The sequence below is a fragment of the Ruminiclostridium papyrosolvens DSM 2782 genome (assembly GCF_029318685.1).
Classification (GTDB): Bacteria; Bacillota; Clostridia; order Acetivibrionales; family DSM-1351; genus Ruminiclostridium; species Ruminiclostridium papyrosolvens.
In genome coordinates this window covers 1,958,196-1,985,169 of sequence record NZ_CP119677.1, presented here as the reverse complement: position 1 = coordinate 1,985,169, position 26,974 = coordinate 1,958,196, and the positions used below count along the sequence as shown (strand labels likewise).

General features: G+C 36.3%; 26 protein-coding genes. 2 read left to right on the top strand and 24 right to left on the bottom strand.

All coding sequences use genetic code 11. The features are described 5' to 3' along the window. Positions 1-372 precede the first annotated feature (372 nt). Positions 373-1,824 carry a site-specific integrase gene (locus P0092_RS09070; protein ID WP_276187179.1) on the bottom strand — a complete coding sequence of 484 codons (1,452 nt, stop codon included), beginning with the start codon at positions 1,822-1,824 and terminating at the stop codon, positions 373-375. Between the two features lie 280 nt (positions 1,825-2,104). On the opposite strand from P0092_RS09070, the gene P0092_RS09065 reads away from it, so the two are divergent. Beyond that, positions 2,105-2,395, top strand: coding sequence for a hypothetical protein (locus P0092_RS09065; RefSeq protein WP_004620188.1), 291 nt, complete (start codon positions 2,105-2,107; stop codon positions 2,393-2,395). Between the two features lie 529 nt (positions 2,396-2,924). Here the strand turns inward: P0092_RS09065 and P0092_RS09060 are convergent. From P0092_RS09060 to P0092_RS09035, 6 genes are all read right to left on the bottom strand, one after another. After that, positions 2,925-3,098, bottom strand: a complete 174-nt coding sequence (locus tag P0092_RS09060; RefSeq protein ID WP_004620184.1) for a hypothetical protein — start codon at positions 3,096-3,098, stop codon at positions 2,925-2,927. 1 nt (position 3,099) lies between these two features. After that, complete coding sequence (locus P0092_RS09055; protein WP_004620183.1) at positions 3,100-3,804, bottom strand: D-alanyl-D-alanine carboxypeptidase family protein; 705 nt, start codon at positions 3,802-3,804, stop codon at positions 3,100-3,102. Next, positions 3,797-4,201: a phage holin family protein gene (locus P0092_RS09050; RefSeq protein ID WP_004620182.1), complete on the bottom strand. Its 405-nt coding sequence runs from the start codon at positions 4,199-4,201 to the stop codon at positions 3,797-3,799. The genes P0092_RS09055 and P0092_RS09050 overlap by 8 nt, the downstream gene beginning before the upstream one ends. A 92-nt stretch (positions 4,202-4,293) precedes the next feature. Beyond that, positions 4,294-10,290, bottom strand: coding sequence for a kinetochore Spc7 family protein (locus P0092_RS09045; RefSeq protein WP_004620181.1), 5,997 nt, complete (start codon positions 10,288-10,290; stop codon positions 4,294-4,296). A 4-nt stretch (positions 10,291-10,294) separates the two neighbouring features. Then, complete coding sequence (locus P0092_RS09040; RefSeq protein ID WP_004620180.1) at positions 10,295-11,560, bottom strand: hypothetical protein; 1,266 nt, start codon at positions 11,558-11,560, stop codon at positions 10,295-10,297. A gap of 195 nt (positions 11,561-11,755) precedes the next feature. Beyond that, a complete protein-coding gene (locus P0092_RS09035; RefSeq protein ID WP_004620179.1) occupies positions 11,756-12,511 on the bottom strand; it encodes a BRO-N domain-containing protein in 756 nt (251 codons plus the stop codon). A 214-nt stretch (positions 12,512-12,725) separates the two neighbouring features. Between P0092_RS09035 and P0092_RS09030 the strand changes: the two genes are divergently transcribed. Then, on the top strand, positions 12,726-13,409 hold the full coding sequence (locus tag P0092_RS09030) for a copper amine oxidase N-terminal domain-containing protein (RefSeq protein WP_004620178.1): 684 nt from the start codon (positions 12,726-12,728) through the stop codon (positions 13,407-13,409). A gap of 25 nt (positions 13,410-13,434) precedes the next feature. Here the strand turns inward: P0092_RS09030 and P0092_RS09025 are convergent, their stop codons facing one another. From P0092_RS09025 to P0092_RS08945, 17 genes are all read right to left on the bottom strand, one after another. Then, positions 13,435-14,448, bottom strand: a complete 1,014-nt coding sequence (locus P0092_RS09025) for a Kelch repeat-containing protein (RefSeq protein WP_004620177.1) — start codon at positions 14,446-14,448, stop codon at positions 13,435-13,437. Continuing rightward, positions 14,449-15,225 carry a hypothetical protein gene (locus P0092_RS09020; protein WP_004620176.1) on the bottom strand — a complete coding sequence of 259 codons (777 nt, stop codon included), beginning with the start codon at positions 15,223-15,225 and terminating at the stop codon, positions 14,449-14,451. A 12-nt stretch (positions 15,226-15,237) separates the two neighbouring features. Further along, a complete protein-coding gene (locus P0092_RS09015) occupies positions 15,238-16,608 on the bottom strand; it encodes a hypothetical protein (RefSeq protein WP_004620175.1) in 1,371 nt (456 codons plus the stop codon). Between the two features lie 14 nt (positions 16,609-16,622). Further along, a complete protein-coding gene (locus tag P0092_RS09010) occupies positions 16,623-17,204 on the bottom strand; it encodes a phage adaptor protein (RefSeq protein ID WP_004620174.1) in 582 nt (193 codons plus the stop codon). Positions 17,205-17,206: 2 nt separating this feature from the next. After that, positions 17,207-17,488 carry a hypothetical protein gene (locus tag P0092_RS09005; protein WP_004620173.1) on the bottom strand — a complete coding sequence of 94 codons (282 nt, stop codon included), beginning with the start codon at positions 17,486-17,488 and terminating at the stop codon, positions 17,207-17,209. 10 nt (positions 17,489-17,498) lie between these two features. Then, positions 17,499-18,101 (bottom strand): hypothetical protein, encoded by a 603-nt coding sequence (locus tag P0092_RS09000; protein ID WP_004620172.1) that lies wholly within the window; start codon positions 18,099-18,101, stop codon positions 17,499-17,501. 15 nt (positions 18,102-18,116) lie between these two features. Continuing rightward, complete coding sequence (locus tag P0092_RS08995; RefSeq protein ID WP_004620171.1) at positions 18,117-18,704, bottom strand: BppU family phage baseplate upper protein; 588 nt, start codon at positions 18,702-18,704, stop codon at positions 18,117-18,119. Between the two features lie 12 nt (positions 18,705-18,716). After that, the gene (locus P0092_RS08990; protein WP_004620170.1) at positions 18,717-19,256 is read right to left on the bottom strand and encodes a hypothetical protein; all 540 of its coding nucleotides are present in this window, start codon (positions 19,254-19,256) and stop codon (positions 18,717-18,719) included. Positions 19,257-19,277: 21 nt separating this feature from the next. Continuing rightward, the gene (locus P0092_RS08985) at positions 19,278-19,706 is read right to left on the bottom strand and encodes a hypothetical protein (RefSeq protein WP_004620169.1); all 429 of its coding nucleotides are present in this window, start codon (positions 19,704-19,706) and stop codon (positions 19,278-19,280) included. A 75-nt stretch (positions 19,707-19,781) separates the two neighbouring features. Next, on the bottom strand, positions 19,782-20,966 hold the full coding sequence (locus tag P0092_RS08980) for a phage major capsid protein (protein WP_004620168.1): 1,185 nt from the start codon (positions 20,964-20,966) through the stop codon (positions 19,782-19,784). A gap of 19 nt (positions 20,967-20,985) precedes the next feature. After that, positions 20,986-22,026 (bottom strand): hypothetical protein, encoded by a 1,041-nt coding sequence (locus P0092_RS08975; protein WP_004620167.1) that lies wholly within the window; start codon positions 22,024-22,026, stop codon positions 20,986-20,988. 111 nt (positions 22,027-22,137) lie between these two features. Further along, the gene (locus P0092_RS08970) at positions 22,138-24,120 is read right to left on the bottom strand and encodes a portal protein (RefSeq protein ID WP_004620166.1); all 1,983 of its coding nucleotides are present in this window, start codon (positions 24,118-24,120) and stop codon (positions 22,138-22,140) included. Between the two features lies 1 nt (position 24,121). Beyond that, entirely contained in the window at positions 24,122-24,310 is a 189-nt protein-coding gene (locus P0092_RS08965; RefSeq protein WP_040759018.1) for a hypothetical protein, read from the bottom strand. Between the two features lie 6 nt (positions 24,311-24,316). Beyond that, positions 24,317-24,634 (bottom strand): hypothetical protein, encoded by a 318-nt coding sequence (locus P0092_RS08960; RefSeq protein WP_004620165.1) that lies wholly within the window; start codon positions 24,632-24,634, stop codon positions 24,317-24,319. Then, positions 24,618-25,106 carry a hypothetical protein gene (locus P0092_RS08955; protein WP_004620164.1) on the bottom strand — a complete coding sequence of 163 codons (489 nt, stop codon included), beginning with the start codon at positions 25,104-25,106 and terminating at the stop codon, positions 24,618-24,620. Before P0092_RS08955 ends, P0092_RS08960 begins: the two co-directional genes overlap by 17 nt. A gap of 14 nt (positions 25,107-25,120) precedes the next feature. Further along, positions 25,121-26,473 (bottom strand): terminase large subunit domain-containing protein, encoded by a 1,353-nt coding sequence (locus tag P0092_RS08950; protein ID WP_276187223.1) that lies wholly within the window; start codon positions 26,471-26,473, stop codon positions 25,121-25,123. Then, a complete protein-coding gene (locus P0092_RS08945; protein ID WP_276187176.1) occupies positions 26,474-26,605 on the bottom strand; it encodes a hypothetical protein in 132 nt (43 codons plus the stop codon). Between the last annotated feature and the right edge of the window lie 369 nt (positions 26,606-26,974).

Here is a 26,974-nt window from a genome sequence, read left to right as displayed (position 1 = left end):
GTATTAAATAAATCAAACTAGTTTAATACATCGAAAGATATCGGGGAAAACTTGGGGAAAATTCGGGGAAAATATTTAATTAAATATTACATATTAAAGATAAGAACAAATAAATTGAATTCCATGTAACACTTGATATATCAAGAATATACGATTTAAAATAAAAAGAAATAAATATATTTTGCGCACTCCAAAACCGTCGGCTGCGGGTTCAAGTCCTGTCTCCCCTGCCACAGAAAAGCCTAGAGCTGTAAAGCTTCTAGGCTTTTTGTATGTTATCATAAATTACGGTGTTTTTAAGTGTTGGGGAAAATTTGGGGAAAAACTAAGAACAAATAAGTGTTAATAAAACTAATTATATACAAATAAAAGTCAAGCCTTTTTACCAAGCTTTTCCTTTTTGCTCTTGTTAAGAATATTTCCTAATTTATTTGCGTTAGCTACATCCTTACTTCTCAGACTGTGAGAGTAGATATTCAATGTAGTTGACCTTTGGCTATGTCCTGCCCTTCTGCTAACTGAATCTATATCTGCACCATTTCCAAGAAGTAGCGTAATACCAGTATGTCTCAGTCCGTGAAAAGTTAATTTGGGCAAACCATATAAATCAATGAACTTTTTAAATTGCTTAGTAGGAGTATACGGATGCATTAATTCACCATCCCATGTTGTAAAAATAAATTTTCTTACTTCGTTTGCATCAGTATTTTGCTCATTATTATTTTTCTTCCAACGAGTGCCGGCCTCTTTTTCTTCTTGCATCTGTATTTTTCTAAGTTCTTTTAGAATTTCCATAACGTTTTTAGGAACCGTAACAGTTCTTTTTGAAGATTCGTTCTTTGGTTCTTTAATAAATACTCCCCTTTTAGGGATATACTGAGCTGCTTGTCTAATATTAATAGTTCTTTCTTTCATATTTATATCTTTCCATTCAAGCCCCATTATTTCTCCTTCTCGCATTTGGGCATATAATGCTAGATTAACCATAGCTTGAAATTTTATAGGCTCTTTCTCCAAATAATTCAATAAAGTAACGGCCTGAGACTCATCATAATGTGGAACCTCGCCCTTTACTACTTTGGGAGGTTCTACTCTTTCAGCCGGATTGTTAAGTAATAATTGCCACTTAACTGCTTTTTCTAGCATTGCAGAAATAAGCCTATGATGATGTTTTATTGTCTGATCTGATAGTTTTCCCGTTTCTATCACCTCAAAATAATCTTCTATTTTAATTTTTTTAATATTTTGCTTTAATGAATCAATAATTTTTACTGCTGTAGACATACTAATCGTTTCAGATTTAGCAACCCTTTTTAATGTTCTAATATCTACAAGGCTAATTTTCTGTAAATCATAAAGAGATATTTCTAAAGTTTTCAGTAATTCATTGAATTCTTTTTTTGCCTTATATTTTGAATCTAATCTTATTCCATCTTCAGATAAGTTGTTATAGAATTCAAGCAAGTGTGTAGGTTTAATTTTTTCAATTTTTAAATGTCCTAGAGCAGGCAAAATTCTGCTATTTAACATTTCTTCATACCTGTATAAAGTTTTTGGTGCTAAATTAGTTTTACCATAATCTTTTATCCATTTTTCAGCAAAGTCTGATAAAGTTAATCTTGAAGGTTCAATGTACTGATTTTTTTCAATCTCAGCAATGAAGAGTGATAATTCTTTTTCAGCTTCTTTTTGTCTTTTCTTTTCATCGTCATAGTTGAATTTGATTGTTTTTTGATATTTTATATATTTCCCATCTTGTCCAATCCCTCCACTTACAATTAAACGACAACTATTCTTCCCACGTTTTTCGATACTTCCTATCATTATTTTAATACCTCCTGTAGTATTAGGTTTTATTCCTGATTTTCAAAAGTGAAAAAGCGGTCAGGAACACCGCTCTTGTCGACCCGCGAAGTCTATTCACTCAATGAAAAGTATACCATATAAGTCCATACTTTACACGCTATTGATTTAATTCCAATTAATGTATCATATTGGCTCAGTATAATAAATAGAGAAATAGAATCCAATTACCTTCCATTGATAATTTCAAAGTATAGTCATATAATATTATCAAACACATGTTCGATTAAGGAGGTTTTGTATGCCATTTGGGTTTGAACAGAGACAATGGGAGGATAGTAGTCAAAATGATTCACTTACAACCGAAGGTAAAGAGTTTTTGGAAGTAGATGCAGTAATAAAAACAAACGGGCAAGTTATTCCTACTGCATTTGTATGGGAAGGTCGAAGAATAAAAATTAATAAAGTAATTAAAAGTTGTAGTGGCAGCTCTTTAAAGAATGGATTTACAGGAATCAGATATGAATGTATAGCAGGACGTACACGGTTTTATCTATACTTCACGGGAAAGCAGTGGTACATTAATCATTAAAATAGGATTGTATTATTTTGTAATACATTGTATAATTTGATTATAAACATAAAAAAATGTTTCGTGAGAGAAGTCATCCAAAAGGAGCGTGGTCTATGGGCTAACGCTCCTTTTGGTGTTAGTATATTATTTTTTACAAAATACGGGCTTCGGCTCGTTTTTTGTTTGTATATATTGCAATTATTTTCCATAAGTGATAATATATAGAACAGGCGAAAGAAAATGTCAATCACGCCTCATTGACTGTTTATGAGATGTCACAAAGTAAACCTCACTTTATCTCATAAGCTATCAAAAGGAGGTGATATTATATGGAGATATTTCTTAGAGTGGTATATTATACCCTTGGAATTGTAATGTATACTGTGACCCTATACGTTACATATAAAAAAGAAAAGAATGCCAATAATGGACATTCTTAATCGCCGAGTAAGAGAGTGGTTTATATAAACTGCTCTCTTGCTTTATATTATATTATATACCACTTTCCGGAAAAGTAAACACATTTTATTAAAAATATATTAGTACGCTACTTTTTATCCGTAAGTTTTACAGCAAAAAAGAAAGATACAGCCATAGTAGCCAATGGTGTAATTTCTTTTGCTTCTAATTTTCCTGTAGCTATAAACCCGATTAAGGCACCAACCAGAATAAAGGTTACGATTGTTTTAACATCTATGAGCTTTGCAATTTTTTCTTTCATATTATGTACGACCTCCCATCATTTTTACTATGTTCATAGTATAATCCCCCAAGTGAGGTACTTCGCTCAATTTTTTAGTCCACATGCCCGGATTAGACATGCAAGCTTTTATAACAGATTCAGGGTTATCAAATTTATTTCCAAGTATCTCCTGACACACTTGCAACATTTCTTTTGCCTTTGCTTTTGTCACAGGCCCCACGATTCCATCATCTTTTAACCCTGTCATAGCTTGAAATTCTTTTACGTTCATATCATTTTCACCTGTTCCTCTCAATACACTGTCTCTGATTGCTTCTTTTTGTAACTGGCTAAGTCCACGGGTTTCTATTAGCTCGACATGCCACGGTTCGTATGACATGGGCTTAATAAGACCATATTTCTTCAATTCTGAATTACTAAGTTTATTGAACCACTCATCAGTAATATCCATAGCTATACAAAAGCAATGATTTGATTTACCAAAAGGTGCTGCCCAACACTTGCCATCAGGAGTATATACCGCACCATTTGACAATTGATATCCACCTTGACTTTTTCTCTGAGCCAACGACTGAGCATTAATCACTTTTTGCTTTGCCAAACTCCTGTAACCAGAGGTACATAAACAGTTTTTGCCTTTTGCAGCACACAAGACATTTACTGCTGTAATAAGTTTGTGGTACACGTATGATTCGTCCGAGTACTTGAATTTAACACTATACACTTTTCTTCCCCCCTTCCTTTAGTTGAATTAAAGCTTCTTTGATTTTTTTGGGTATAGGTAATCCCAACTGGGCACAGTTTTCAACAATGCTTAACCCTTCATTGGCAATATAAAAATAACAAACTAAAGTTCTGAATACCCATTGTCCACTTCCTGACAGCCTGTCTAATGAAACAGCTACAATCAAGACTATAAATATTACCGCTTTACGTGCCAATCCTTTAAGTCCAATATTGCTACTAAGTTTTTTAAGTACGTATCCTTTGATAAGCCCTGTACAATAGTCAAGTGCCATAAAAGTGACTAGTACAGATATTGCTATATCCCAAGTTCCAAATAACCATGTAAAAATTGTTGCGACCAATGCTACTATAGAATTAACACTGAATTTATCCATATATTTGTCCTCCCAGAGATGTTTTATTATCTTAAAACTAACACTTCATATACCTTTGAATAGTCAAAAAAGAAGAGCTTATTTCTAAGCTCTTACCTCCCCAGTTTCTTATTTCTTTCATTAAGCCCTTCAATATATCTTGGGTCATCGTTCGGAATATTTCTCAAAATCTTTTTACGTGCTATTTCCATTTCCCTGTTCATAAATCGGTAAACGTATTCAGCTTTTGCATAGTCTGTTTTGAGACTATTAAATGCATCATTATCTTTAAGAGTATCCAATCTTGCCATGGTTGACTTTCCTGCATCCTTCTGGAACTGAACAATTTCATCTTTTGTAAGATTTATTTTAATACCGTTTTTAGTAACACTTTTTTCAACTTGCCTTGGAGCTATTTTAGTTTCTCCGGTATTGGCATAAATATCAATTAAAAGCTTCATACCATCAGTTGGTTTATACCTTGAAACAAATGCAGGATTAAGAAATACATTTAAAGGAGAATTTGTGTCACCGCTGTATACTTGCTTGACTTCACCTGTTTCGTCTATCTTCTCAGGAAGTTTCTTGGACAATCCGGGAAGTCTGTTTGCAATCATATTTAATAAAGTCTTATTAAAATTATCTCCGGAAGTATCACGGGTGGTATTATCTGTTAGCTGTCTCAACTGATTATTAAAGGTTCCCGTAAACCCGGTAATCATGTTTTGAGCAGAATATTGAACTGCATCGCCGATATCCTTTTTCTGCATGAATCTGGTTATACCTGTGAATCCTCCCTGTTCTCCTATGGTGTCCATCATTCCACTTACTCCTGCTCCGGCAGTATCCAAAATCCCAGTAGCTGTTAACCTTTTCTTATTACGAATATCCTTACTCATGTTGGCACCAAATGCAAAAGACATAGCTACAGGTTGTATCCAATCATATGTATATATAAAATCTCCATCTTTGGGTTTTGCTTCTTTTTTATCAAATCCAGAAATTATATACCTAAACAAAGCACTTGTATTTATACGGTATTTCCCAAGGCCTATCTTCCTTTGTAAATCCTCCATTTCGTAATCATCTTCTCCACCGCTAATAATTCCCAGGGATTCAAGCAATGCACCCATCAGGGTAAAGCCTGCTGTTCCAAATACGGCTCTGGATATACTTTCAGTAATTGCCTTACTGTTTACAGGTTCTCCCCTTCTTTTAGCTGATATAGCGTTGTGTACGTCCATAGCACTCATTACAAATCCGGCAGGAGAAAATTCAAGCGACCTTTGGAGCATGACACCCAACGTCCGGCCATACTTCAACATAACATCACCCATTCCAAATTCATGGGTTTTCATACCTCGCTTATTAACCTTATTCCCTGTACCGGCTTTATTCATCCAAGCTTTAAGCTCCCCAAGTGCATCACCTATTCCACTTACACTGTCCTGAAAAGTTATCCTTCGTCCATATTCTTTAGCTGCCTCAAAAGCTGTTTTGTCCATATTTTTAAGATAATCCGCAGCATAGGTTTTAAGTTCTTTACCTTTTAAGCCCATATTCAAGCCTGCAACATATGCGGATTCTCCGGCCATATCCCTTAAACCTCTCATGTATGCAGCATAATCAAATCCCCTAAGAGTAACATTGAGACTCTTTTCCATCCACTTGAATGGGTTTATGTTTGACTTAAATGTGTTTGAAGAAGTTGTCAAATGCTTAACGTCCTTATCTGCTTCAAACCCATAGAGATTATATCCTTTCCATGCTGCCTTTGTAGCTTTTAATAAATCTTTAGCGAACCTCCATCTGCCTTCCGTATCCCTAAATAAATCAGTTCCCTTCTTGAATGTTATTTCTCTTTGTCCGGTTACAAAGGATTTACCCCAATCTATAAAGCCCATTATATTTCTTGCAGCACGTTCTGACCTGTAGGCTCCTTCGTTTCCTAATATGTTTCTGGTTGCCGTTTTAAGATTCAAGAGCTGCATTATAGCTTGTACTGTAGATACCTTCTTAGACCAACTTGCAGGCACAATGTTCTTTAAGTCCGTGAGTATACGGGTTTCAATTTCTTCCCTCTGTACAAAGTTATTAAAACCTTGCTTTGGTAACTTTGCCAGTTGTTCTGTCTCTGATATAAGCTTTTCCATAGCTCCATCAGTAAGACTTGGTAATCCCATTTTTTCAGCGATAATCTCTCTCAGTCTTGGATTGTTGAAATATCCTTTATCGTAGTAATCAAGAAGTTTATCATAAAAGGCCTTTTTCTTAATCTCTCTTTTGGAGAATACATTAGCTATACTGTCCTTCTTCTTCTCAAGAACCCTGTCAAATTCATCACTTATGGCATTTACAACAAGCTTCAAATCAGTATCGTTTATGTCTAACTTCTCGCTGACTTCCTTTAAAAGTTTAACTTTATTTAATTGTTCATTCTCAACACTACTTAAAGCAACCTTTCCAAAATCAATACCGGATTTTGCAACAATCTTTTTAGCTTCAGCACTTAATTTTTTAAAAGCTTTGTTGGCATAAGTTTCATGTTTGAATGCTCCCAAGTTTGACAGCTGCCTTACAGTTCTAAGCCTGTCAACCTCCTGCGGTGGTTTTTCATTAAAAATACTAGCAAGAATAGATTCTCTTTTTGCCTTTGTCAGTACATGCATACGGTTACGGACATATTTTTCAAGTGTAGCAGCATCCTGCTTATTAAGTCCGGCACGTTCCACCATTTCATTAACCATATTTGAAATAGTTTTTTCTCCAACCTTGTAGTAGTTCTTAACAATATCATCAAGACTTGTTTTCGTTTCTTTGACAGTTCCTTCGCCATTACTTGATTTCAGAGAGGAAACGTATCTACCTATTGCAGCATCTAAGGTTTTTACGGAAAAAGTAGGTTTGATACCCTTTTCAAAGTAGTCCGATAACATTTTGAATTGCTCCGTACCTTCGTATTTAGCCTTTAAACCTTCCTTTGCTTTAAGCCATATATTTCTATACTGCTCCCTATTTTGAATAGCCTGTGCCATGAAATTTAACGGCTCGTCCTTCTGTGTAACTCTCTCAGGTAAAGGAGATTCTTTGGCTACATTAAATAGCTCATTAACCATGTCATTAACAAAATCGTGTTCTTTGGCTTTTGGTTCTTTTAATGTACTTTCAATTTTCACCATTAGAAGTTCTGCAGGATCCATATCGTCAATATCTTTCTGTGATATCCCATTTGGATTGTCCTTACCTTCTATAGCTTGCTTTTTAGCACGTGATTTTCGCTCTAACTCCTTGGCTTTTTTTACGGCATCTTTTGCAACTTCTCCGGTATCGTCCTGAATATTATCAAGTTCATCTTTTAGCCTTTTGGCTTTATTGTCTATCTCTTTGTTATCCGCTGGTGTCCTCGATTCATCAACAATTTTTTTAGCCTGTAAGAGAGTGTTTTCCGGGGTGAATCGTTTGAACATATTCATTGCCTGTAATGCCTGTGCTGTCGGTGTTACCCTTTCTCTTACTATCTGCAACCAATTGTCAAGTTCTGAAAAATCCCCGGTATCTTTTGCCTGTTCAATAAATATCTTTTCGATTATCAAGGCTTCGGCTGTGTCTGTACCACTTTGCAACGACTTCTGACTTTTTAATCTATTTATTACTTCCGGCATATCCTTGTTGATGTTTATTACTGCCTGTTCAAGTTGACCGGCATTACTTTCCATATCGTACAGGTAATTTAATTCATCTAAAGTACTCTTAACATTTTCAGGGACAATATAGGATTTCAGCACACTGTTTTTATAAAAATCACTTACTGCCTGTTCACCTGTAAGAGCCTTACTTGAATTTTGAGCGAATAGCTGAAGGTTTATTCTAACCTTTTCAATGTCATTTTCAAGTGCCTTAATTTCATCATTGGTTGTGGCCTTTGCTTTCTTTGCTATTAATTCATCAAGCAAACCCTTTAATGTATCGTATTTTTTTTCGTCAGGTGTTTTCTGCTGCTTTGAATTATTGATAGTATTCTTCACAGGTTCATTTACTACAGAAACGGGTTGGGGTTCCTGAACATTTTCAGGCACTGTTGACTTTACTAGATTATTATTTATATCTGGAATCGGTAAATCTTCATCCTCCTGTATTGGTACTGTGTAGTTTGTACCTTCAAGTTTGTTTTTAATGTCAATATAATCTTGAACTGGTGGAATATTCCCGGCTACAACCGAATCAAATCCTTTAGTGAGCATATCATCAATAACTAATTCAATCCTTTTTGCAGCTGCAACATTTTCCTGTCCTTGATTCACAACTAACTTCTCAAGTCCTGTTTTAATGTCCTTTGGTGTAAGACCTGTATCTTCTCTAAGCATTTTCATTACTTTAGTATCACGATTAAGATTTTTGTTAGGAACAAATTCATTATCAAGTATGTATTTTGCGTAGTCTTGATAAAAAGGCTTAACTTCCGGATTATCAAATTGATATGCTTTAACATTCTTTTTGCTTATTAAGGCATCTTTCCCGGCAGTACTATAACCACGTTCTGTAAGGGTGACACCATTTGAAGTCGGTTGATTCTCTGCTTGCACTTGATTTATAGGGCTTGTTTCAGGAGCTTGGATATTGTTGTTTGCAACGGATGATTCAACCGGGGTAATAACGGATTGTGTATTGGCTCTTACCGTCGACTGTTCGACTGTTGGTATAGTTTGGGCAGCAGGTTCTATGTTATTTACTGTCCCTACAGACACCGGGGTTTCAATAGTTGGCTGAGCTACGGACGTTATTTCCTGTACAGGGTATAAAATATCGGTATTTTGTACGACTGGTGTAACTGGTTGTGTTGATTGTATCCTTTTAAATTCCTCCTGTTCATCCAGATTAGCAAGCTGATTTACCTTATTTGTCGCATAATCCTGTACATCTGCCTTTACTTTATCAACATAAGCGGTTTGCTCCGGCACAGACATTTCAGAAACAGGAACAGTTATATTTTTACTCTCGTAAGTATCTGGTAATGTCTGAGCGATTTCCTGTGCCTTTTGAGGGGTTGAACTGTCACGGGTATTGTAAATATCAACAACTGTAGAAGGCAAACCCAAAACACCTGCCAGAGCAGCACCCGTTGTAAATGAATTAACCAAATCTCCTGCACTTGCAGGCTTTGCATTTTCATTATATGTAATTTTCTGTGCTAAAGGGTCTAAAGCTGTTGACACTACTTCTTCGATACCTTCTCCGGCTGCTCCTACCGCCCTATTTGCCAGAGTTTTTACAATCTTGTTGTCGATAGGTTCTATAATTCTTTTAATAGCATTATCCGCAACACCCGATTTATTTAAGAAGGGAATTGCACTGAACATTTTTTCAGTTCCTGCCTCAATCCCTCCAGATAATGCACCGTAAGCCAGTGCTTGCTGTGGTGTAGCTCCTTCAAGTTCTGCTTTTCTTGCGGAATTACCGCCGGATGATATCCCAATTGAAGCAAGTTTCGCTACGGGAAGTACCATTGATGGCAGCATATTTCCGACTGATTCAACCATATCTGTAGCAGTTTTCTTAAAACCCGAAACATCTTTTAATCCGCTATAGTTCTGGATATTTTCAAGTCGCTTATCACCACTTACCGCAATCTTATCAAGTTCCGGGGTTTCTATTCCAGTTGCTTTCAAGACAGCTCTGGGAGCATTATTTAAACCAGTAAGAAATTCTGTCGTTCCTTTTTCAAGTGCTGCTTGAAACGGGTTCATACCCTTATATACTTCTTCATCCGACTTTATATGAGCCTTACCACCAATAATATCCTTAGTTATAGAACCCAAGTTACTAGAAAAAAGGCTTTTTACATTATCAATGAAAGAAGGTTTAACCGTTGTATTTGTTTCAGGAGATTTAACAGCAGCCATTTTCCCCAAATCATCAAGCATAAAATTCTTAATATCCTGGTCTTTTTTTAATAAATCTACAGTCGGCTTTATTGTCTCTACTGGCTTTGACGGTTTAGCTTTCAATTCTTCACGCATTTTTATAACATCATCTGCCGTATAAGCTTGACGATATGTATTTGCTGAACCTTCTCTTAAATTTTTTATATCATCGGCTGTATACCTTGCCATGTTATCACACTCCTAAGTCAGACAGTAATCTTGCTATTTCTGCATCTGTCAGCGGTAATCCCAACGCCCATTGCTTAACTTGGTCTGGAGAATACAATTTCTTGTATGAACCGGTATAAGTATCATATGTCGCTTTATCCAACATACCTCTACCTATTGTGTTGTAATCCTTATATGCCAGACTATTTTTGCTGCCTAGTGTTGCTGCCGGGTCAGTAGAAATAGTATAACCGCCGTTTTTATTTTTTGTTGCAGTCATGCCGGCCGACTTTAATTTCAACTGGTTATCAAAACTATCAGGATTATTGTCGGACTTATATTTATCCCTTTCTAGTTGCAACTGTCCCTGTTGTACGCTTAACTGTCCTTGCTGCATTGCATTTTGAACTAGTGCCTGCCTTTCGGCAAAGCTTTGCTTTCTTTCGTCAAAAGCATAGCTCTTATTAAATTGCCTTTGATTTTCAGAGAAATTCTTGTCAAACTGTCTTACGTTTTCGTCAAATTGTTTTTGGCTAAATCCGTTCTGCCAGTTCTGTTGTTTTACGTCCTGATTAAAGTTCCTGTTATCGGCATAGCGACTATACCCGGTATTATCTATTCCCAAAAGTGCGTTGACTTGGTTATAGTTATTTGTCCTATCATCCATAAACCGCTGATATGCTTTGTCCATGTATGTAGATTCAGCATCACCAATTTTATTCAAGTACTGTGTATTTGCACCTTGGGCTATTTGTTCAGCGACACTATTTGTTGATACTCCCGGAATACTTGCTCCTGCTACAGAATTGGTATATGCTTTTTGTCCTGCATCTATCATTTGTCCTTTGTACTTTTGAAACTGTTCATCTTTAGTAGGGTCGTAGTTAAATGAACTTGTATTAATTGATTTAAGCAACGAAGCGATTTCAGGTGTAAGTGTTGATGTATACCCACCTTCACTTAATGTACTTCCTAATGCTTTTTCCATTGCAGACGGAATTTTTACATAATCCGTACCGCTTGCACCTCCGCTGAAATCATGCTTTGCACGTATTTGTTCCGCATCAGCGTGAGCCTTCTGTCTATCTTTGTCGGTCGTAGCATTTCCATACCTTATTTGAGCATCCGTTATTGCTGCTTCTTCCTCAGGAGTCAAGTTTACATATGCCTTTTGCATTGCTGACAGCCCGGTTGGAGCAGTAGTTTTTTTGGGAGTTTGTGGATTACTCACAGTAGAAGTAACGGCTTTTTTTGCGGTAGTTATATTATTCGTGTTGGTTAGTACTGCCATATTTAGCCCTCCTTAAAACATAAATTAAGCTACTGTCATTGTTACACAGTAGCTTGTAATGTTTGGTCAAATATGTTCAATTTAGTTATTTATGTTTTCCATATATATAAGCTTGGTTCTGGTATCCAACCTTTGTTTGTTTTTAGGATTCCTTTTTAAATACAACCCTTCCAAGAGTAGATTTATTTATCCCATTTAAGCCGACTTCTCAAATTTTTTAATGATGTCAGAAATATCTATACCGTGGTGCCTTGCAGATGCAGTCGCTGTAGCAAGACATGCCTGTAATTCATCATCATCTATCATGTCCAATGTTCTGGGACCAGTCTTTTTCCCAGTAGAATTTCTCCAATTCGTAATCCTTGAATTAAGGCATATTCCATGTGAGTAAAGAAGCTCCTTTTTAAACTCTTTCCAAGCTACGTCATAGCCAATGTTACTCCCTATCTTTTTGACAATAGCTTCAATAACCTTCCTGTCTGCCCAAGTAAGTTTTTCCTGTGACAACAACTTATTTTCTGTTTGAAGAAGTTTCTTTTCTTCACGCTCTTTTTTAAGCTGTGTTATTACCTCTATCATTAAATCAGGATTATCTAACAATTCATCCTTAGCATACATGCCATGTTTACGGATAGATTCAATTACTTCCCATACCCAATCCATAAAAGCATCTGCTTTTGGCTGTCTACTGAAACGGCATATTTCGTTTAAACCTTTGTGGCTATAAATATACGTTTCTTGTATTCCTGAAGGTGTACTCAATTTGACTACAGCTGAAAATTTATCAATCCTATCTGCGTTTCTTTCGTGAATATTTGCAATAGCTATTCTTGGCGTACCATACTCCAAGGCTTGGCCTATCTGTTCTCTGGTAAACCACATTTCGCCATTTTCATCCTTCCATACGTCACATTGAACTGAACCAAAGCTTTCTGACTTAATTAATTGCATCTATTTTCCTCCCATTATTTTCTTGTGGATTATTTCACTTATCCACAACCTCCCTGTTGATAATTCTGTGGATAACTTTATTATAAGTCCTATTTTATCCATTAGCAAGTATGACGTTTATACTTTAAAAATTTTATAAGACTGTTTATTTAGTAACACTTATGGGATATAATGTAATTAGAGGTATATTTTTTATATGTAAGGAGAAATGAGTATGAAAAAATTTATATTGGGCTTTATAATGGGTGCAGTGCTAATGTGTGCAATACCCTCTTTGGCTAAAACCGATACAGTTCAGGCAATATTCAACGGGGTAAAAGTTGTTATAAATGGTGAGAAAGTATCATTTGCAAATGGTGAAGAACCAGTAACAATAAACAGCAGAACCTACGTTCCTGCCAAATATGTTGCTGAAGCTTTAGGAGCTAAAGTTCAATGGGATGGAAAAACCAGTACTGTTAATATTTCTGACAATACTGCGGTACCTTCTCCCGGTACATCTACAAATGGCAGCCAAACCAATACCGAAGCTCCTATAATTCCAAAGACCTCTAAAGATGATATTATTCCGAATGATAATATGGATAGGCATACTAAGTTGTTTGGTAAATTAAACCTATGTGAGGAAAAAACTTCTGATGGTTTATATGTTTACACTTATAAAAATAATCCTCAGAAATTTGTTTTATCAAATGATATACTTTCAAAATACCATTCAATTAGGTTTAAAACAGCAGATGGTACGATTCCACAAAAATATATTCTTGCTTTAAAACGTACATCTGACAAGAAAGAGTTAATTTACGAAGTTGAATACCTTTATATAAATGATTTAGAATATTTTACACTTGATTATTACGAAAACACAATGTTACCAATAATTAAAGCAGAGGGTTAATCCCCCTGCTTTTTGTTTTTAAAGGTTATTTCCAAGTTCCGTTAATTCTGATATTTGGTGTTATACTATTTTTCCAAGCAGTATTTGTTTTTAAATATGGTACTGGTTCTTTCCAAACACCTGATGAGCGTAAAAATATTATGTTTGGATTTCCGCTTGAACCATACATTAGTATTGTTTTTCCTTTTATTGCAAACAAACTTGTTGTAGAATAGTTGTGCAATTCTGTAATAATATTTGTAGTGTCTACAAAGCTCCAAGTATTTGTCTGTAAGTTTAATTGCATTAAGCAACTGTTCTGTTCATTAATGGCAAATAACCCATTGACACAAGACAAATACGAGGCTCCGTATGTATCATAATAACGAGGTAGTGTTGGTCTTATGGATTGTTGCCACGTTTCTGTCACCAAATCAAAAATAAATAAAAAGATATAAAACAAAAAGTATAGTTTGCCATTGTATTCTATTGGTTTTTCATTGTTACCGTAATATTGGGAGTACGTACCAGTCGGAAGGGTTAATGTTACCCATGTATTTGTAAGAACATCATACCTATAAGTTCCATTAATATTAAACAAATAAATATAATTGTTCCATACGTGCAGGTATCTAAAATTAGACGTGTTCCCCATATCTGGTTTTGAAAGACTAACCCATGAGTTATTTTGAAGCTTGCAAAATCTGTCTATCCCATTACTATTAAAATAAAAAAACGAGTAAATAATACCATTCACGATAACTGACGCTTTATGATCAAGAGGAAGTCCACTATTTGGTGTTACATCACCTGTGTTTATATCATAATAATAGCTATTGTAGTCATATCCCCAAATGTAAATTCTATCGTTGTCGTAGGCCATTATATAAGATTTGTTCCATGATAAAGGAATCAATGTCCACGTATTTGTGTTAAGGTCATATTGATACCAAGTGCTGTTATTTGATGTTGCGAATATCTTTGTTTCGATAGAAAAAGCACTATCATTATATATATTTAATCCTCCGGGATATTCAGTTAACGGGGTAAGTCCTGACATTTAGCCCACCACCTTAAAATATATATCGCCTTCCTTGCCATCCACAGGAGGTTCACCGGTTCCATATGTAATTTGGTGATATGGTGAACCGTTTATCAATATGCCACTCTCTCCGAGTTTAATTGACAAAGTTTCATTTGATGAAGTTATATAATCTATTGACATTCCTGTATCGTCCTTATACATGAAAGCTTTTTGTTCATCACCTGTCCCGTTACCTTCTCCCCATACTATTTTAGGGTAACTGGTAGCCGTGTTTTCATCAAAGAAAATCTTTAATCGTTCAGACGTTTTGTATTGATATACCATTACTGGATTGTCTGTTACCTCTGTAGTTATTTCCTGTTCTCCCGAAGTCTTATTTATAGTCCAGTACAATGGGTCGCCATCCTCGTTTTTATACTGTGCCTTTGGCTGAGTATCATCTCTTACACCTTTTTTGAAAACAATATACTGGTCTTTTATATCTATGTAATTCATTACTGCCGGGTCAGTCAGAATATTACTTGAAAGCAGTCTGTTAACTGTGAGCCTCGCTATATCTCCTAAATCTGCATACAGGTTCTGAGTAATTATTGTATTGGTTACAACTAAATCAGCCTTTATATAGTCGGCTATGAGTTTTTTGATAAATCTTGAATCAACGTTATCCTCGTCCAAGTTCTCAAGAAGAAATTCCATTTCCTTTCTCATCTTGTTGTACGCATCATAAAGATTCTGAATTGACTTTTTATCGTCCTTGTCCAATGAAACCCGTGGTAAAAATACTAATGCCATAATAAAATCCTCCTATTCAATATCACTTTTTACAATAATTTCTCTTATAATTGAGTATACTTTGCATTTGCCATTGCCTGCCAATTTCAGTTGAAACCAAAATGCATGTCTTGGAATTTCATATGTAGTGAAATAATGATACCCTGATTGAGTATCGGTTCCTAAAGGTCTGTAATTGCTGCCATCTGTTTTTATGAATACTGACATATCAGAACCGGATTCCAATTCAACCTCGATTTTTATCTTACTTGTAGCCTTCATGCCGAGGTACTGCTCCGTAAACCTATCTGTTTCTACTTGCCATGCAACCGTTTCATCGTAATCCGAATTACCAGATAACTTCATAATAGAGTTTGTAGTAAGGGCATATAGTGCATTGTTTGATACACAAAAATCAAAAATACGAAGATTTGAATCTTCCTGATACCAGTAGCCAAGTAGGGTGTCATAAACATATAACGGGTATGTTGGTTGATTGTTTGCACTTGAAGAAAAATTAATATAATACTTATGATTGAATGCTATTCCCACTCCCGGATAGTTTTCAACTTTTTCTTGAAGCTGTAGTGAAATAGGTTGTGGGAAAGAACCACCATAAACACTTATACCTTTTCGGTCAAGCATAAAAACCCTTCCGTCTATTTCTGCCATACTCTTATGTGATATACAACCACTTGAGTTAGTTACAAGTCTAGGAATATAGTTTGTTGGTTTATTCCCATAGAGTTCAAATACGGTGGTACTTGTTGTAAATACCATATGATTTTCAAGGGGCTTAATCCCAGTTAATTCCCCGTAAGTCTTATCAATCTCAAAATAAATACTATCAGATTCCTCTACTGGATTACTGAACTTTGTCCATGTAAACGGGTCTTTAAATTTACTTCCATAAACGCCGTTCCCACCTACTCCCCATACTCTGTTATTAAAAACACATGCCCATTTAATATCAGGGCATGAACCTGCTGCCGGATATGTACCACTACCCAATGAATTTATTGTCTCTGAGTTTATATCAAAATATTTTTTATCAGGGAAAATTAGTACATAGTTTCCAAACTCACACATACTTTTAGTCCCATTTATTACTGTACTGGGAAACCCTATCCCGTCATAAAAAAAAGTGCTGCCTATAGTCCAACAAAACTTGCCATTGCTTAATGCAATCATATTACAAGCATCTTTATTTGGATTGTACAGCCAATTATACAGATACCTTGGAGGTCTTGGAGAAATACAGGTGGGATAGTCTGAACATACGTTCACCATGCTCCTGAGTTCGCCTTTTTCTATATGTGGCATCCTATTCAGTCCCTTAAATGTGATTACATCTGTATTCTCAGAAAGAATTTTGGATTTTGATTTTAATTTTGGAGTATCCATAAGTTTACACCGCCTTATGCCTTTCTATTTGTGTGTCTCTCGTTATACCATGCTGTATATTCAGCCTTTGATGTATTGTACAGAGTTATCATATTATTGAAGGTTTCAGTATCCTCCTTAAATAGGCCTATCTTTGCAGACAGGTACTCATAATACATCTTGTCATGAGGTGAATCTACAAACACTGTATCGAATAGAGATGTATGTTTTACATATGGCTTGAGATATACTATTGTTAGGTTTGTTTCGCCCGTCTCGTCACTATCATTAGGGACAGGGTATATTCTTACCTTGGATGATGTTGAACCTTTTAAAAAGCCCGTGGTGTCTTTGTATGATTCATCTATTTTTTGTAGACTTTCATCATTAACATATACCTGGTCAATATAATCAAAGACCACCCCATCAGGAAGGTTATATTCTGACTGGCCTTCGACTAATGCGAAATCAACACTTGTTTTTTCTTTGTATATTTCATAATGAATTGAGCCGTCAACCTCATTCACAAACTGTATAATTGTTTGGTCATTTACTATAATGGAATCTGGTTTAATGCTTTGAAGGAATATTTTTATTTCATTAATGGTTTGTGGCACTTTTAAACGCTCCCTTCTCCCAATGCAATATCATAAGTGTACTCCGACTTTACAGTTATCCCGTCATTTTCGTAATACGTTAAGCTATAGTTCTGATATACACCATCTACTGGATTTAAAAATCTTATCTGAAGATATTTCCTTCCATCGCCACGCTTATAATCAATCACGGTTGTAAATCCGTTTTCGTCAGGCTCGGAAGGTACACCCTCCCAAACAATTAAATTTCCTTTATGTATTACATCAAATTCGTTGAACTTAAATTCTCTTCCAAATAGTTTCAATAGAACTCACCTACCCTATTACAACTACTTTGAACTGGTTTTCAGTGGGAGCTTGTGCAAAGGTTACTGTTATATTGTTAGCATCAACTATTGTAATATCTGTAAACACTACATCGTATGGGGCTTGATTAGACCTAAGAGATGTATTTACATCAAGGGTATTCAGATTATGAGTCACATTAAATTGTGTTGCCGTCCCGTCACCAATTGCTTGAGTATATTTATTAGTTTTTTGAGTTATCAGCGTTTGTAGATTGCTGTCAGCAGTTTCCCACTGTGCCTTTAAATTTGCAATAAAATCCGTAATGCTCCCGTCAGTATCATCATCCAATACATTTTTTATATTTTGGATTTCAGTGTTAAGTTGGTCAGTAATAGTTGATGTTATAAAGCCACTATCATTTTCTAAGTCACTGACTTTAGTCGGAATTGTGCCGGTTCCTGTTCCACCAAGATTAATCCATCCACTACCATTCCACCCGTAGAATTTCGAGTCAGCAGTATTAAAATATACTATACCGCTTAAAGGTGATGAAGGCCCTGTTGCAAGATTTTGAAGTCTGACATTCTGTAATTCATTTTTATTAAGATTAAGATTTGTTAATACAAGCATTTCTCTGTCCTCCATTTAATTTAAATAAGCCTTGCCTGAAAATTCAGCCTGAAATTTGATTTCTATTGTCTGCATGTCTATGTATGTAATGTCACCTAAAACCGTATTGTCAGCAGAATCTACCACAATGACACTACATTTTTTATTTAAGGTATGGTGTACTGTCCAAATTTTCGCCGGAACTACTTGTGTATGGGTATAGTTTGTAATTTCATTTATGGGGTATTCAGTCTCGCTGTCCAACATATTCTCAACATTAAATGAGTTCACAACCCGGTACGTAAAGTTCTTTGTTGTAATCTTGTCCAAACCCTCATATATTTCTACGGTACCTATAACTAATCCGCACTTTTCAAGCTCTGTAGTCCCAATGCTATAAACTAATTTATCTACGACAACAGTAGGGCTACTTTGTACAATCTGTCCGTCCGGCCGTTTTAGTAATATTTTAAATGCGTAGTCAGATAATTTAACTTTCTGCCCATTATTTGTAATAGTAAAACTAATTTTATTAAGCGTATCCCCTCTTACAAACTCCATAAATTCGAACTTTAACCGGGTTTTGATATCAAGTGCTATGTAGTACACTTTTTCAATTTCCATAAGCCTTCCCCCTTAGCGGAATCTTGGAGCTTTTATCTGTCTATATCTATTTGATACTTTCCTGATGCTGCTATTGGCTAATGCTGCAAGCTCTGTAAACTCTGACATTAATTCTTTGTAATTATCTTTATCAACTTTTTTAACCATTTGGGCTGCTATGTAAATAGGAATACATCTTTCGTATACCGGATTTAATTCAAAATCTTCATTCAAACTAGCAATTTGAGTGTTTAAAATATATTCTCTTACCGTATATGTGCCACGCCAATAGAACTGAATGTATTTTCCGTCTATTATTTTGAAGTTTCTTATATTAAATCCTTCAGGAGACAGTACCTGATTTATACCTGTGCAGTTATTTAAAAGAGGAAACTTATTGTTTATATCCTCACAAACAATAGTTTGCTCCTGCGTGGCTTTAGCAGTATCATATAAGTCGCTTAAATCACTAAGGCATTTATTATAATGTTTAATAAAATCCTTATCAGAAATCGGCATTCCTGCTTCATATGATGCTTTGTTTAAAATTTCTCTTAATGGATTTAATGTCATTTTTATAATCTCCTCCTAAACTTATGCCCATTTTGTAGAATAGGCTGCACTGTCAATTTCTCCGTCAACTCCATGCCTTAAAGCATAATGATACATTTCTCTAGTTTTCCATGATGTTTCATCCTGAATTTTATTATTTCTGTCACGTTCTATTTTTTCGTTGTGAGCTATCATTTCAGCACGTATTATCTTAGCTCTGGCTGATGAAGTCTCTAATGTTTTTGTTACTGCTCTTTCGTCAAGCTCTTCATATGGGAATGTCAAACAATACGAACCGTCTATTTGTTCTGAATGGTGAAGTTCAAACCTCTGTGTATCCGGATTAAATACAACAAAGTATCCACTGTCAATTTCACGTAACCTGTCAACAATCCCATAAACGTCATTTTCAACAAGTATACATTGTGGTTCTACATCACCACGATTTTTGAAATAAGTTAAATCAAACATCAAATTACCTCCAAAAATAAAATCAGGGAAGGGAAGTTTAATTTTCCCTCCCCTTTAATGGGAATACATTTTTAATTAACCGCCTGTAACAGTAATACCGGACATTTTGAAATTAGCTCCGGGATGGTCGCAAATCAGTTCAGCATATTTGATAAGAGAAGCAGTATACTTTGCATATCCTTTAATCAACGTTATGATTGCTCCTTTATCATCTTCCATCCAGTTCCAATCATCTAACTGATGCAGTTTCCATTCATTTGAGGTTAAGCCGTGAGCTTCGCCATCCTTTATAAACCTGTCTGATGTCAGAGGAATACCATTTACACTCAAAGACTTGAATCCACCCTGTAAGTCAACAACATTGACTTGTCTTTGCATAGTTTCCAAGTATTCATAGTATTCTTCGTATACAGCAGGAGCAGTTGCAATGAAATCAACATTACCTCCGGCATAATCTCTCACCTGTCTCATAGCTGTTACAAACTTTCTGCTTGTCAAAGTGCCGACATTTTCAAAAAGCTGAGGGACAAGCCAACTGTAACTAGCTTTTTCAAGGCCATAGAGAGAGCCTACCTTTGCAAATACTTTGCCAAGTCCAGTCATTTCTTTATCTTTAGAACCCTGTTCATACACACTTACAGTTGATGCAGTTGTAACCGTTGCTGTTCCTTCGAGAGTAATGGTTTTATTAGCTCTATCAATGGACTTGATACGTCTTTTAGATCCGTTTGTTATTTCTGCTCCTGTTGAATTGGTTATTAAATCAACTATCATACCTTCTACAAGATACTGAGTACTTGCTACCTCTACCGTTAACGAATCGGTGGTAGTACCACAGCGTGTAAGCTCACCAGTTCCGTCACCATAATACTGTCTTCCTGCTGAGAACTGGCAAGACTTTTTAAGTCCGTCCATATTTGAAGTTAAAAGATTTTCAAAAGCAGCTACGTTGGAAATAGATGATTTCCAAGCTTTATCTGTAATTTCCAAAGTACCGGCCAGAGTTTTTAACTCACTTCTGAAATTCTCTCTTTTATTAGAGCCACTCATCGGCAAAGGGTCATTTTCATTTATAGAACCTGTTCCACCGTTAAGTCCATACGGTACACATTTTACGACTGTTCCCGTAGTCTCAATATCTGTAGTAGTTGATTCAATCTTCTGTGCTACCGCTGCCAAGCTTACATTAATCTGTTCGCTTACCATAGGAAGGTATACCGTCTTAAAAACCTGATTTATTGATTCCGTTGTGATTGGCATATTATTTCACTCCTTTTAGTTATCCACCAAAATTTCCACCTAATATTGCCCGTGCTCTAGCTCTAAATTCATCTGTGTTCTTAGGCTTTTCAACTGGTGTAGCAATAGGTTGACCGCCTGTTGATGCTATGGAAACTGGTGGTTGTCCTTGCTGCATTTTTTCGGCCTGAGCTTTTATAACACGGTTAACAATATCTGGATTGCTAAGTATGTTCTGAGTTACAAAATCTTCATCTTGAAGGTAGCTTGTTGGGTCTACCTGTTGCGGAGGTTGGTAATTCTGTTGTCTTGCAGCTATGTAAGCATCTTTTAAAACAATATCTGGATTGTCACTATCCCCAAGGCCATTGTCATTAATGTACTGAATAATGGACTGTTCATTGTCTGCATAATCTGGAACACTGCTTCGAAACTGTTTTAAAGCGTTACCCCAACTGTCAACTTTCATTTGATTCTTTACAAAGTCAATGATGGGTGCCAATTCCTTATCGATTACCGACTTTGCCACCCCACCTAAAACCTGTTGAGGTTTTTCGTAAAGCGAATCCAAGAAAGCCTGTGGGTCAATAGTTTGTTCCTGCTGCTGTGTTTGAGGCTGTGAAGTTTGCTGTTGCTGCTGATACTGTTCAATAGCCTGTTTTAACTGTGAATTTTCCTGACTCAATCTTGTTGCCCAAGCCTGAACATCTTTATAACGCTTTTCAGGTACTACAGGTTCGTTCCCTGTTCCAGTACTTGGTTCCCCGGTTCCACTTGATGGTGGAGTGTCGGTATTCTGTGCAGGAGTTTGTGAAGCAGACTGCGCAGATTGTGAGGGCTGTTGATTTTGTGTACCATCTGTAGGAGCCGATGCTTGATTTCCCTCACCTGTTGGCTGCTGAACTTGATTTGTTGGTTGATTGTTATCGGACGCACTATTTAGTATTGCTGCAATTCTTTGACTAACATTAAGAGCAGCGTGTCCATCTTCTGGATTCTGGCTCTGATTGCTAGGTTCAGCAAAAAGCTGATAATTGAGTATTAGGTCATGTGTGCGTGTGTCGATATTTTTTTCTTTCATGTTATACCTCCGCAATAAATTTCTTGTTTTCAGAGTAAAACAAAGTAAATGTGCGGATGGTCAAAAAGAAAAAGCACTCATTATTTTGAGTACTTTTATGGAAAGAATATCTTACTGAGCCTGTTGTAATTGCTGTCCTTGTTGTATTGCTATGAGCTGCTGCACTTTTTGTTGTGCTAATGCTTCATGTTCGGCTACATGTTGATTAAAGGCTTGTGCCAATTCCGGCTGAGTTGCTTCAAATTCCTCAAAATCTACATCAAGCCTCCACCTGTTATGCTCCTGAATATGTAGGTCGTGCATATCATATTCTTTAACTTGAATAGGTTTTCCCTGTTTAATAAACATGTTTTCTCTTAATGCCCTACTGACATGTGCATCTTCTATGTCGTCAACATTCTCCCAGTCACCCATTTGCAATTGATTAATAACTTTATTTCTTATTTTTGGGTCTGTATCATTTGAAAATAATTTGTATTGTAGTAAGTCAAGAACCATTTGTCTACGCTGTGCCGGGGTCTGACTGAGTTCGTCTTCTTTTTCGATAATGATATCATCGGAAGTAAGGTCGCTTGCCTGCCATTCGATTATTTGCACTTCATCATTTTTCCCTACATGTCTCAGGAGCCTTGGAGTCTTTGCAAATTGCCGATACATTCTCAAGTCAATTTTATAACTGGCTATAGCAGCAATATTGATATTCTCAGCGGTAAGCCCTATTCTTGTATCGTCTGATTCCTTGATTTTTTCCAGTGTAGCACCGCTATTACTCCCGGTAGGGGGCAGGCTCTGTGAAGCAAATGGAGATACTCCACTGATTGTTGTAAATTCGTCTAATAACCTTTGTTCCTCAACATCAAAATCTGTTATTGAAGAACGGTTTTGTATTTCTTGCGGTGGTTTTCCTCCCCGTGAGTAGAAATGTATTTTCCCAGGGTAGAAACCTTCTTCCTCTAAATCATCAACATCTACATTTCCATCATCCTCTACAGCCCAATTTCCTATTGCTTTACGGTTTAATATATCCTTTTTTCTATTCTTTAAAGCATTAAAACTTCTTTGAATAGGTATTAGTCTTTCAATGATACTAACAGGCCAGAATCGTCCGGGTGTTTCAACACAAACTTGCATCACCAAGGGAAATCCATATTTGCCATCGTTTCCAACCCGATATATAAACTCACCATAATGAAGTAAATTATCTCCGGCCATGATTATGTGTAAGCCTTTTGGATGCCGTCTATTTGGTAGTTCCATGTACTCAATAACAATTTCAGCCTTTTCTATCTTTGTTGATTTGAACTGAGATACCACGGAATTACGGTTAAATCCACCTACACCAACATTTGTTTGGTCAAGGGTAAATACATCTACTTCTCTGCCTTTTACTCTTACGCCCCACCTATCATATATACTATTAACCTTAATGGCTTTTGCTCTTATTATGCTTTCGCAGCCTGTAATCCCCTGTGAAAAAGAACTGTCCGGAAATATTTCAAATGCAGTAATAACATCTTTTTCAAGATTACCTTCGTGTATTATATTGCCGTTTTCATCGTAAAACAGAGGCCTTCCCTCACCAGATTCCCATCTGTCACCATAAAAAACACAACCGCACAATTCGCTCCACGCCGTGGCAGTAGCCCTTTTTTTCTGCATGTCTTGGTCTTTGTCAACACCTTCAAGTATACATTTACTCATTTTAGCGGCAGCCTGAGATTTTGTTGAAGAATTTGCAGGAATAACATGAGGGGAAGGAGCAATTTTACAGAGCTTTGCTAGTCTGGTTTCATAAATAGGGGCTATATGGTTGTATATTTCCCTTTCCTCCCATTCAAAATCCCTACTAATTTGCGATACTTCACCGGCTGTAAGATTAATATCGCAATATTGGTTGTTATTTAGGAAGTTCATGTTAAGAATCCATTGGAGTTCAAAAGGTCTTCTATCTTCTTGCCTCCGCTTAAATTCTTTTTTAAGAAAAGATACAACTTCTTCAACTTCAACTGTATTATAATAGCTATTTTCAGTTAATTTATCGTCAATAGGATTTTTATTACTGAATAGGTCTTTGAAATAGTCTAATAATTTCAAGTTATTCCCTCCTTCCATCATGGTTTTTTCTGATTGCACATTTCACTGACTTATGCTTTATTGGCTTTTGATTATACTCCGTAAGGTCATTTGCCATAATGCGGTTATACAGGTCTTTACGTTCTATCCTGTGAGTTATATTTTGTACTAAGATTACAACACACAAAAATACTATGATGATTGTCTGCATGGCTTATCACCCCGTTATGTCCGAAATAGCATTAATGGCAAGGTCGCAGTTATATGATTGTTTAGGTTTGTTCTTATCATCAAGCCTTGAATAATTGCTGACACTCTTTACCTCACATTCGACTACTAGTACAACCTTATCCCCAACTGTAAGTTTTGGAATTGATGTAAATTCCTTATCGTCCAAGTATAGGGTGGGTCGTGGGTCGGATGAATAAACAATTGGGTCACCTTTACTCTTACTCTTTTTTGGTTCTTCAATTTTATCAACCTTTACAGATTTACCTTTTATCTGTTTAAGTGCTTTTTCAATTGCTGTCTCCATTTGCGTTCTTCCCTTCATTGGAATTTACCGGGCTTTCTTCCGTTTTAGAGTCGGTTTTCTTGTCTTCAACGGTTTCCGCTTTCTTTTTAAGAGACTTGTTTTCTTTTTTAAGTTTCTCGTTCTCAGATTCAAGTTCACCCAACTTTTCCTTGAATAAGTCAGCTGAAGCTTTTGCAGATTCAAATTCTGCCTTAATCTGTTCAAGTCCATCAGCTTGTTTTTGCAACTCTTCGTTTTGGGAAGTTAATTCATCAATTCTAGCTTGGAGTTCTTCCGGATTGATTCGCTTTGTTTCTCCATCAGAAGAAAAGAACTGATTTATAACCTCTGCCATTTCAAGTAAGGTGTCCTTACAGTATAACTGTGTAAATGCCGGGTGTTCGTTTTCTTCACCAATTGTGTATACGTCAAGATTCTTGCAGCTTCTTACTTGACATTTGTGTTTGTGCGGAAACTTTTTAATTTCTAACATGGGTTTATTCCTCCTTATCGCCTCTGGCGTTTTAATTTTTTTAATGCTTTTTCCTTATGCTTTTGAAGCTCGGTTTTTTCGCTCGGTAATGGTCTGGTTTTTTTGGAATGGTGCGATAATATTCCGTAAAATGCACCATCTAACTGGTGGTCGTCTTTATCTAAATACTTTTCATTATCCTTTGGGTCTTTAATTGCATCCGGTAATTTCTCAATTAATACCTTGCAGTTTTTTGATATATGCCATTTAGCTGTCATTTTCCCAATATTCTCATCAAAATAAGGTTTTAAATATTCGTGTGCAACTATAGTTCTTAGCTTACGGTCCGTAGCAGTTGGGACAAAGCCGTATAGACCTCCCTCGTTGTAAAATTCCTCAATACTCTTTGCATCTAACCTTTCATTCGAAAAGAAAGCATCATGTCCAATAACTGTATATAGTATTTTTTCTGGTTCTAATAATCCCGTTTCTTCGTTTAGGTATGTTGACCGGGAAACAACTTCCGCAGCTTGGTCTTTATATGCTACCTTGGGGTCTTTCTCACTACGGGTGTATTCACGATATGTCCATACATGTCCATGTTCGTCTATAGCGTGCCAATAAAAAGCAAATGGGTCGTCATACCCATTATCAGCAGACCGCCATCGTTTCCAGTGTTTAGGAATTTGCCCATTCTTAAACGTCTTTTCTGGGTCATAAGTGTGTATATCCGGGTCAAATTCAGGAAATGCTTGGTCGTCAAATATATCCCATGAGCCTTCTAGCAAGGCATCCCTTTCACGTTCAGGTAACTGCATAAGGTTTGTTATGTAGTTTGGGTCCTTCTCCATTAAGAATATGTTGTCGTACACTTTTGCCGGAATGTAGCATCGTGTTATATACCTATCAACGCCGTTTTTATCCTTGCCAACATAATCTGTGAATATCTCGTTTTCATTTTCAACCCCGATTCTAAACCTTTTTTTAAGGAACTTATGTCCTATGCCTCCCGGATTTGTTGATATTTTCATTTGTTTTGGATAACCGTTGGCACCACGAATACGGGATTTCATATACGTGATTCTTGCTTCATCCATATGCGTACCTTCATCAATTCGGATAATGTCATATTCCGCAGATTGATATTTAGACACATCTGTATAGCTTTCCAAGTACCCGAATTCAATTGTGCTGCCATTCAGGTGATACCATCTATGTTCCCCGGCATTATACTGAAATTGGTCGCTAGGGTACATTGTCAAGGAAGTCATTATTAACGAACGTTCAAGCTCTGGAAATGTTTCACGCAGTATCAACTGCTTACTTCCGGGGTGGTTGATAGCAAAAATCATAGCATCAACCAACTGAACAAAACTTTTTCCGCCCAGTTAACCCCCGGCAGCTCCACCATATAAAACTTCGTCTGCTTCACAATTAACAAAAATTCCTTGCTTTTCAGTTAATGTAATAATTGTTTCCTTTTGTTTTTGCCCTGGTGTTGGTTTTCTTTGTTTAGCCACCGGATGAACCACCCCCCATATTCTTCTGCTGATTACTCAGAAGCCAGATTTCATATTTACATACTGCAACAAATCAGCAATACGAATGGTCAAAAAAAAGAGCCTACCCGAAGGTAAGCTCATGAATAGGAGGTATATAGTGTGAATATTGAAGTCAATTGTAGGATATCAGACAGGATATGTTCAGATGGTCAAAATATAAAAAACAACACCGAGTATCCGTCCCGGTGCTGTTAGTCCCTTGAGTATGTAGTTTTTATTTACTCTTCTGACAATTACGACATCTTTGTTTCATTGTAATTCTGCTGTATACTTCAAGCATTGCAACGCTAATAATAAAAGCTAATACGTTTGTCAACATAAGTCCTC

Excerpts from the sequence above, each read along its gene's own strand:
- P0092_RS09070 (WP_276187179.1), bottom strand. The coding sequence starts at position 1,824 with ATGATAGGAAGTATCGAAAAACGTGGGAAGAATAGTTGTCGTTTAATT.
- P0092_RS09065 (WP_004620188.1), top strand. The coding sequence starts at position 2,105 with ATGCCATTTGGGTTTGAACAGAGACAATGGGAGGATAGTAGTCAAAAT.
- P0092_RS09060 (WP_004620184.1), bottom strand. The coding sequence starts at position 3,098 with ATGAAAGAAAAAATTGCAAAGCTCATAGATGTTAAAACAATCGTAACC.
- P0092_RS09050 (WP_004620182.1), bottom strand. The coding sequence starts at position 4,201 with ATGGATAAATTCAGTGTTAATTCTATAGTAGCATTGGTCGCAACAATT.
- P0092_RS09045 (WP_004620181.1), bottom strand. The coding sequence starts at position 10,290 with ATGGCAAGGTATACAGCCGATGATATAAAAAATTTAAGAGAAGGTTCA.
- P0092_RS09040 (WP_004620180.1), bottom strand. The coding sequence starts at position 11,560 with ATGGCAGTACTAACCAACACGAATAATATAACTACCGCAAAAAAAGCC.
- P0092_RS09035 (WP_004620179.1), bottom strand. The coding sequence starts at position 12,511 with ATGCAATTAATTAAGTCAGAAAGCTTTGGTTCAGTTCAATGTGACGTA.
- P0092_RS09030 (WP_004620178.1), top strand. The coding sequence starts at position 12,726 with ATGAAAAAATTTATATTGGGCTTTATAATGGGTGCAGTGCTAATGTGT.
- P0092_RS09025 (WP_004620177.1), bottom strand. The coding sequence starts at position 14,448 with ATGTCAGGACTTACCCCGTTAACTGAATATCCCGGAGGATTAAATATA.
- P0092_RS09020 (WP_004620176.1), bottom strand. The coding sequence starts at position 15,225 with ATGGCATTAGTATTTTTACCACGGGTTTCATTGGACAAGGACGATAAA.
- P0092_RS09015 (WP_004620175.1), bottom strand. The coding sequence starts at position 16,608 with ATGGATACTCCAAAATTAAAATCAAAATCCAAAATTCTTTCTGAGAAT.
- P0092_RS09000 (WP_004620172.1), bottom strand. The coding sequence starts at position 18,101 with ATGCTTGTATTAACAAATCTTAATCTTAATAAAAATGAATTACAGAAT.
- P0092_RS08995 (WP_004620171.1), bottom strand. The coding sequence starts at position 18,704 with ATGGAAATTGAAAAAGTGTACTACATAGCACTTGATATCAAAACCCGG.
- P0092_RS08990 (WP_004620170.1), bottom strand. The coding sequence starts at position 19,256 with ATGACATTAAATCCATTAAGAGAAATTTTAAACAAAGCATCATATGAA.
- P0092_RS08985 (WP_004620169.1), bottom strand. The coding sequence starts at position 19,706 with ATGTTTGATTTAACTTATTTCAAAAATCGTGGTGATGTAGAACCACAA.
- P0092_RS08980 (WP_004620168.1), bottom strand. The coding sequence starts at position 20,966 with ATGCCAATCACAACGGAATCAATAAATCAGGTTTTTAAGACGGTATAC.
- P0092_RS08975 (WP_004620167.1), bottom strand. The coding sequence starts at position 22,026 with ATGAAAGAAAAAAATATCGACACACGCACACATGACCTAATACTCAAT.
- P0092_RS08965 (WP_040759018.1), bottom strand. The coding sequence starts at position 24,310 with ATGCAGACAATCATCATAGTATTTTTGTGTGTTGTAATCTTAGTACAA.
- P0092_RS08960 (WP_004620165.1), bottom strand. The coding sequence starts at position 24,634 with ATGGAGACAGCAATTGAAAAAGCACTTAAACAGATAAAAGGTAAATCT.
- P0092_RS08955 (WP_004620164.1), bottom strand. The coding sequence starts at position 25,106 with ATGTTAGAAATTAAAAAGTTTCCGCACAAACACAAATGTCAAGTAAGA.